The 5,321-nt window shown below is 49.8% G+C and carries 6 protein-coding genes; 4 read left to right on the top strand and 2 right to left on the bottom strand.

The genetic code is table 11. The annotated features are described in order from the left end of the window. On the top strand, positions 1-611 hold a 611-nt coding region (locus HOK28_04805; protein ID MBT6432388.1), incomplete at its 5' end, for a 1-acyl-sn-glycerol-3-phosphate acyltransferase. Here the strand turns inward: HOK28_04805 and arfB are convergent. Both arfB and HOK28_04795 read right to left on the bottom strand, forming a co-directional pair. Then, positions 608-1,036 carry an aminoacyl-tRNA hydrolase gene (gene arfB, locus HOK28_04800; protein MBT6432387.1) on the bottom strand — a complete coding sequence of 143 codons (429 nt, stop codon included), beginning with the start codon at positions 1,034-1,036 and terminating at the stop codon, positions 608-610. The two genes, HOK28_04805 and arfB, sit on opposite strands and share 4 nt — an antisense overlap. A 20-nt stretch (positions 1,037-1,056) precedes the next feature. Next, complete coding sequence (locus HOK28_04795) at positions 1,057-2,844, bottom strand: ABC transporter ATP-binding protein (GenBank protein ID MBT6432386.1); 1,788 nt, start codon at positions 2,842-2,844, stop codon at positions 1,057-1,059. Positions 2,845-3,003: 159 nt separating this feature from the next. On the opposite strand from HOK28_04795, the gene HOK28_04790 reads away from it, so the two are divergent. From HOK28_04790 to HOK28_04780, 3 genes are all read left to right on the top strand, one after another. Continuing rightward, positions 3,004-3,576 (top strand): hypothetical protein, encoded by a 573-nt coding sequence (locus tag HOK28_04790; GenBank protein ID MBT6432385.1) that lies wholly within the window; start codon positions 3,004-3,006, stop codon positions 3,574-3,576. 27 nt (positions 3,577-3,603) lie between these two features. Continuing rightward, positions 3,604-4,212: a DUF1287 domain-containing protein gene (locus HOK28_04785; GenBank protein ID MBT6432384.1), complete on the top strand. Its 609-nt coding sequence runs from the start codon at positions 3,604-3,606 to the stop codon at positions 4,210-4,212. A 221-nt stretch (positions 4,213-4,433) separates the two neighbouring features. Then, positions 4,434-5,126 carry a hypothetical protein gene (locus HOK28_04780; GenBank protein MBT6432383.1) on the top strand — a complete coding sequence of 231 codons (693 nt, stop codon included), beginning with the start codon at positions 4,434-4,436 and terminating at the stop codon, positions 5,124-5,126. Positions 5,127-5,321: the final 195 nt, after the last annotated feature.

The following is a 5,321-nucleotide window of genomic DNA, read 5'->3' as shown; positions in this document are numbered from 1 at the left end:
CCGAAGGCAGTATTCTACTGGTTGCCAATCACCGGTCGTTTTTCGACATGTTTGTGGCCTCGGCTGTGCTCTACAAGCATACCCACTTTCTCAAGCATCTCTTTTTTCCTGTGCGTGCAGACTTTTTTCATTCTCACCCCATTGGGCTGGCTCTAAATATTTTTATCGCTGGCGGTGCCATGTGGCCTCCAATTTACCGCGACCGCAGACGCGGCGAGCTAAACCCCGTGAGCATGGCTCAAATGGATGCACTCTTACGACGCCAAGACACTCTCGTGGGGATTCATCCTGAAGCAAGTCGCAATAAGAATGATGACCCTTACCAGTTCCTAAGAACGCGCAGTGGTGTGGGCCAGCTCGTCCAAAATTGCCCGGGCAATACAACCATCATTCCCTACTTTATGTGCGGCTTATCGAGTGACTTTCTTTATGAAGTTAAACGAAACTTCAAACCCGCGGGACAAAGAGGTGCACCGATTCGGATTCGCTTTGGCGAACCAGTATTGGCTTCCACTTTGAACCGTGAAGATTCAGCAAGAGACCACGCTGAACATCTTATGGATATGATTAAGACCCTGGCCGAAGAAGACCGTAAGACACACTGCACCTAATCCTGAGACGGCTTTTTCCGCATTTTCTTGGTATCGCCGCGAGCCTTTTTTGCATTCACCCGCCTACGCTGTGAACCACGCGTAGGCTTGGTAGCCACCCGTCGTCTTTGTACTTTTAACCCATCGAGGACCACTTGAGCCAAACGCTCACGAGCGAGTTCACGATTTTGGTGTTGGCTTCGCGTGGTATCAACGGAAATCAATAACTCGCCTTCGACAGTAAGCCGGCTTCTCAAACTGCGCTCTAAACGCTGCTTCATCGTGGGGGTAAACGCACCGGTATTCGCTAGAGACCAATGCAACGTGACTCGGCTACTGGTTTTATTCGCATGCTGTCCACCCGGGCCACCAGAGCGGCTAGCCGTCCACCAGAGTTCCCAGGCAGGAATGGTTATACCCGCTTTAATGACCAGTTCTTCGCTCATGACTTTTTCCAAACACAATCTCAAAGAGGCGATGCACTCTCACCTTGAATTGTGACATCTCCCACCTGAATGCGCCAGAGTTCAGCGTAAACCCCGCGTGCGTCAATTAATGTCTGATGATTTCCTGCCTCAGCAACTTCACCATTTTTCAATACGAGAATCCTATCAGCATGCCGGATCGTACTTAAACGGTGTGCAATCACCAAAGCCGTCTTCCCTTGAGTCAATGCATGCAGATTCTCTTGGATGGCTCGTTCAGTTTCAGTGTCTACACTGCTCGTAGCTTCATCAAACACCATCACAGGTGCATTCTTTAAAATCGCCCGGGCAATGCTTAAACGTTGTCGCTGACCACCAGAAAGGCGAATACCACGCTCGCCCACAATGGTCTCGTAGCCCTCGGGGAGTGAGTTTACAAAGTCATCAAGCCTCGCCATCTTGGCGGCATCCCTAATCTGCCCCATCTCCATCTCTTTGGCTCCATAGGCAATATTTTCTGCTATGGTTCCGTGGAAGAGGTACACATCCTGACTCACCAACGAAATCTGCTCTCTGAGTTCTTTGAGCGCCATCGCGCGAATATCAACGCCATCGAGTTTTACGCTGCCACTCTTTAAATCGTAATACCGAAGTAGTAATTTTACCAAAGTAGATTTACCTGAGCCCGTGGTGCCAGCAATGCCAATGGTCTCGCCCGGGGCCGCTTTAAACGACACGCCGCTGAGAATCGATTGCCCTGGGACATACTCAAAGGCAGCCGCATCAAATTCAATAGACCCAGAGTAGTTGTCCAAGCGCGTAATTGTCTTGGGATCAACAATCTTACTTTCACTATCAAGTAAACCAAAAGTTCGACGAGCACTGGCCCCTGCCCGTTCAAAATCATCGAGCGTCACGCCCAAGCGAGTGAGAGGCCAAAGTACACGCTGAATCATCATACTGAACAGGACAAGCTCGCCCACACTCAATCGGCCATTGTCCTCAAGTACCCAATAACTTCCAAGTAAAAGCACTCCGCCAAAACCAAAAGAAACGGCCATGCGTATGAGAGGCACATAAACAGCGCTTAGATGAATCGCTGAAAAGTTCGCATTTTGATACTCTAAGGAAGCTTTCTCAACTCTGTTTGTTTCGAAGGCCTCTGCAGTGAAGCTCTTAATGACTTGAATACCTGCAATATTGTTTTCCAAGCGGCTATTTAAATGCCCTACGGCTTCTCGGACCTTGGCGTAACGAGGCGAGATCAGACTTTGATAACGAAAGCTTCCCCAAATAATCAGCGGTATTGGTAAAATACCGATCAGGGCCAACTCCCAAGACACACCAAGCATCACTGCACCTGAGAACAGAAAGAGAACACAGAGCTGGAGCAGGTCGTTAAACCCTGTATTTAAAAATCGCTCCAGTTGATTCACATCATCACCGAGCATAGCCATGGTTTCGCCCATTCGATGATTCTCGAAGAAAGCAATCTCGCGATTTTGAATATGCGAATAAGCATCCACACGAAGCTCATGTTGAACCTGCTGCGCCAACCGCATAAACCCGCGCTGGTAAAGCCACTGAAACAAACTCTCTAAAGCAAACACGCCCACACCGAGCCCTGCCAAAAAAGCAGCCAAGGGAAATGGCTCAGATGTATCCATGACCCAAGTAATCCATTCCGGCGGCTCTCGCCGGACACTATCGATCACCCAGCCCACCAAAATAGGCGGCATTAAATCGAGTACCTTATTGAGAATGCTCCACACCGACGCAACGTAGAACGCCGCTCGGTGTTTACCCAGGTATTGAAAAAGTCGTCTCATAGGATGAATTGAATTCGTACGCATGGGAATCTCTCGCACATCCGCCGCCGCCTTGGCAACGTTCTCCGGGGAAAAGCTCTGCAAACTTCACCCTTGGCGAAATTGTCCATTTGTTCTAGGATCCCAGCCGACGAACATTGAAGGAGACAAACTATTTCCATGCATAAGAGCCCAGACTACCCCCGCTTTAAAAGCCTAGAAGAGCTCCAAGGCTACCTCAAGGCACTCCCAGAGTATGATTCCTGGGGCACCGGATCCGCTAAGAGCGTTGATAACCTTTGGAGAGAGCTTGAACTCGGAGAATCGATGATTGCTCAAGATGGTTCGCGTAAGGTTCGTGTCGTTGTGGGCGAACTTCGCTCCAGCCCCACGGGTGAGCTTCGGCTCGTAGAGCTAGAGCAAACACTGGCAGATGGCCGTAAACGCGTACGCTCAACCCGACCGATGGCTGAAAAAATGATAGGGAACGAAGGTCCCCGCACAGCCTTGAATCGCGGCCTCTTTGAGGAGTTGGGCCTAACCACCAGCGATTTTAGTCTCTCAACACCTGAGCCACTCACATCTACCACAAGCCGCTTATCCAGCTCATACCCTGGAATGCTCAGCTATTATGAGCGCTTTATCTTCCAAGTCATCACTTCAGCGCTGCCCCAAGAGGATTTTACAATTACAGAACCCGATGGCATCCGTTCTGCCACCTGGGGATGGCGTAAAATGGCCTCGCCGGAATAAAAACACTATCTCCAGCGTTTTAGAAACATGAAGCCTATCGTCCTCTTTCTCACAGTCCTCGTCATTTGCCCCTCTAACTTAGCGGCGCAACCACTAAGCGCCGAACAAGTCACTGCTGCAGCGCAAGCCCGGCTTCTTGAAAATATCACTTACGATGGGCGCTACTTCTCGATCCCATATCCCAACGGCGATGTGCCTGCGCATCTCGGCGTTTGTACAGATGTCGTGATTCGTGCTTACCGCAGAATTGGAATTGACCTCCAAAGGCTCGTTCACGAAGACATGCGCGCCAATTTTTCACTCTACCCAAAACGTTGGGCACTGAGCCGACCGGATCGAAATATCGACCATCGCCGCGTCCCGAACCTAGCGACCTACTTTAAAAGGCATGGCTACAGCCTTAAGATCTCGAATCAAGCAGGCGATTATCTCCCTGGAGATCTCGTCACCTGGGACCTTGATCCCGGGCGAAGAGAATTGCCCCATATTGGCATCGTTGTACCCAACCCCGAGCGTAAAGGGCGCCCTTGGATTATTCACAATATTGGGTCCGGGCCAGAAAAGTCCGACTCCCTTTTTCATTGGAAGATCACCGGACATTTTCGGTTCCTACCCAAGGTGAAACCTTCTCCTTAAATGCAAATTGGACTCTCCCCAAAGCTGTGTTATCGCCAAGTTGAAACTTCCATAGGTCCATTTTAACACGGGTTAACACCATCTCCAGCCCATCAGACTCACCCTCATCCAAAGCTCTGATTCAAGCACTCGAATCTAAGGGGCTGCTTCACGAGGCCCAACGGCTTCGCGAAACACAAGAAGAACTCAACCTGCTCAGTCCCACTGGACCTGTCGACGAATTGACTCAAAGCCTTAAAGATAAAGCTCAAAAGCAATGGCAGCTCATCGTCGGCGAAGCACAAGAAACCGCGGAGCTTGTCGAGCTGATCAATAAACGCCTGCTTAGCGGTGAAAAACTAAGTGATGAAGAAGAGCAACAGGCACGGGCACAAGTGCTCGACCTCATGAAAATGGTACCCGCCGGTCTTATCACCACCATGAGTGCCCTCTCGCCCATCCCTATGACCCTCGCTCTAACGCCCGTAGTGCTTCGTAAACTTGGACTCCTTCCTTCACGCTGGAAAGAAGCGCATGTGCTTGAAACTCTGCGCCAACAGGCAAAGCACCTGGAGAAGTTGGGACAACAAAGCGAAGCAAGCCAAATCTCGTCGCTCATTTCTGAAGTGGAGAGCCAAGCCGATGCTCGCGAAGCAAGCCAATCTGACGCAAAACTTCTCGCCTACTGGAACTCCACCGGGCATGGTTCCTTGAGTGAGCAAGACCTCAACGCTTATCATTTCGTGGTTCAAACATTGAAAATACTCAAGCAATCAGAAGCCAACCAGCGAGTTTGGTATCTGCAAAACCAAGATCGTATCTTAGGCCCTATCCGGCTCGACCAAGTAAGTGAGCAGACCGCCATGAGTACAGCTCACCTAATTTGCCATGAGCGGACTCTTAAATGGGTCAAACTCATTGATATTATGGAATAATTTCCATCTTTAGGCCTCGAAAAAATTGCTCTAAACCCTTATTTTACTTACTATATTAGAGCCAATTTAGACTTGCACTGAAGTAATCGCGGGGAAAGCTGTCACCATGTTCAACAAAACACACGCCGCAGCGTTTCTATTGATTGTTTTCTCCTCTTCGCTGGCTCTCGGTAAAGACCTCAGCTCCAACGAGTT

It is taken from the genome of Deltaproteobacteria bacterium (assembly GCA_018668695.1).
Lineage (GTDB): Bacteria > Myxococcota > XYA12-FULL-58-9 > XYA12-FULL-58-9 > JABJBS01 > JABJBS01.
Note: the sequence above shows the minus strand (reverse complement) of the source record. Positions and strands in the feature narration are given on the sequence as shown.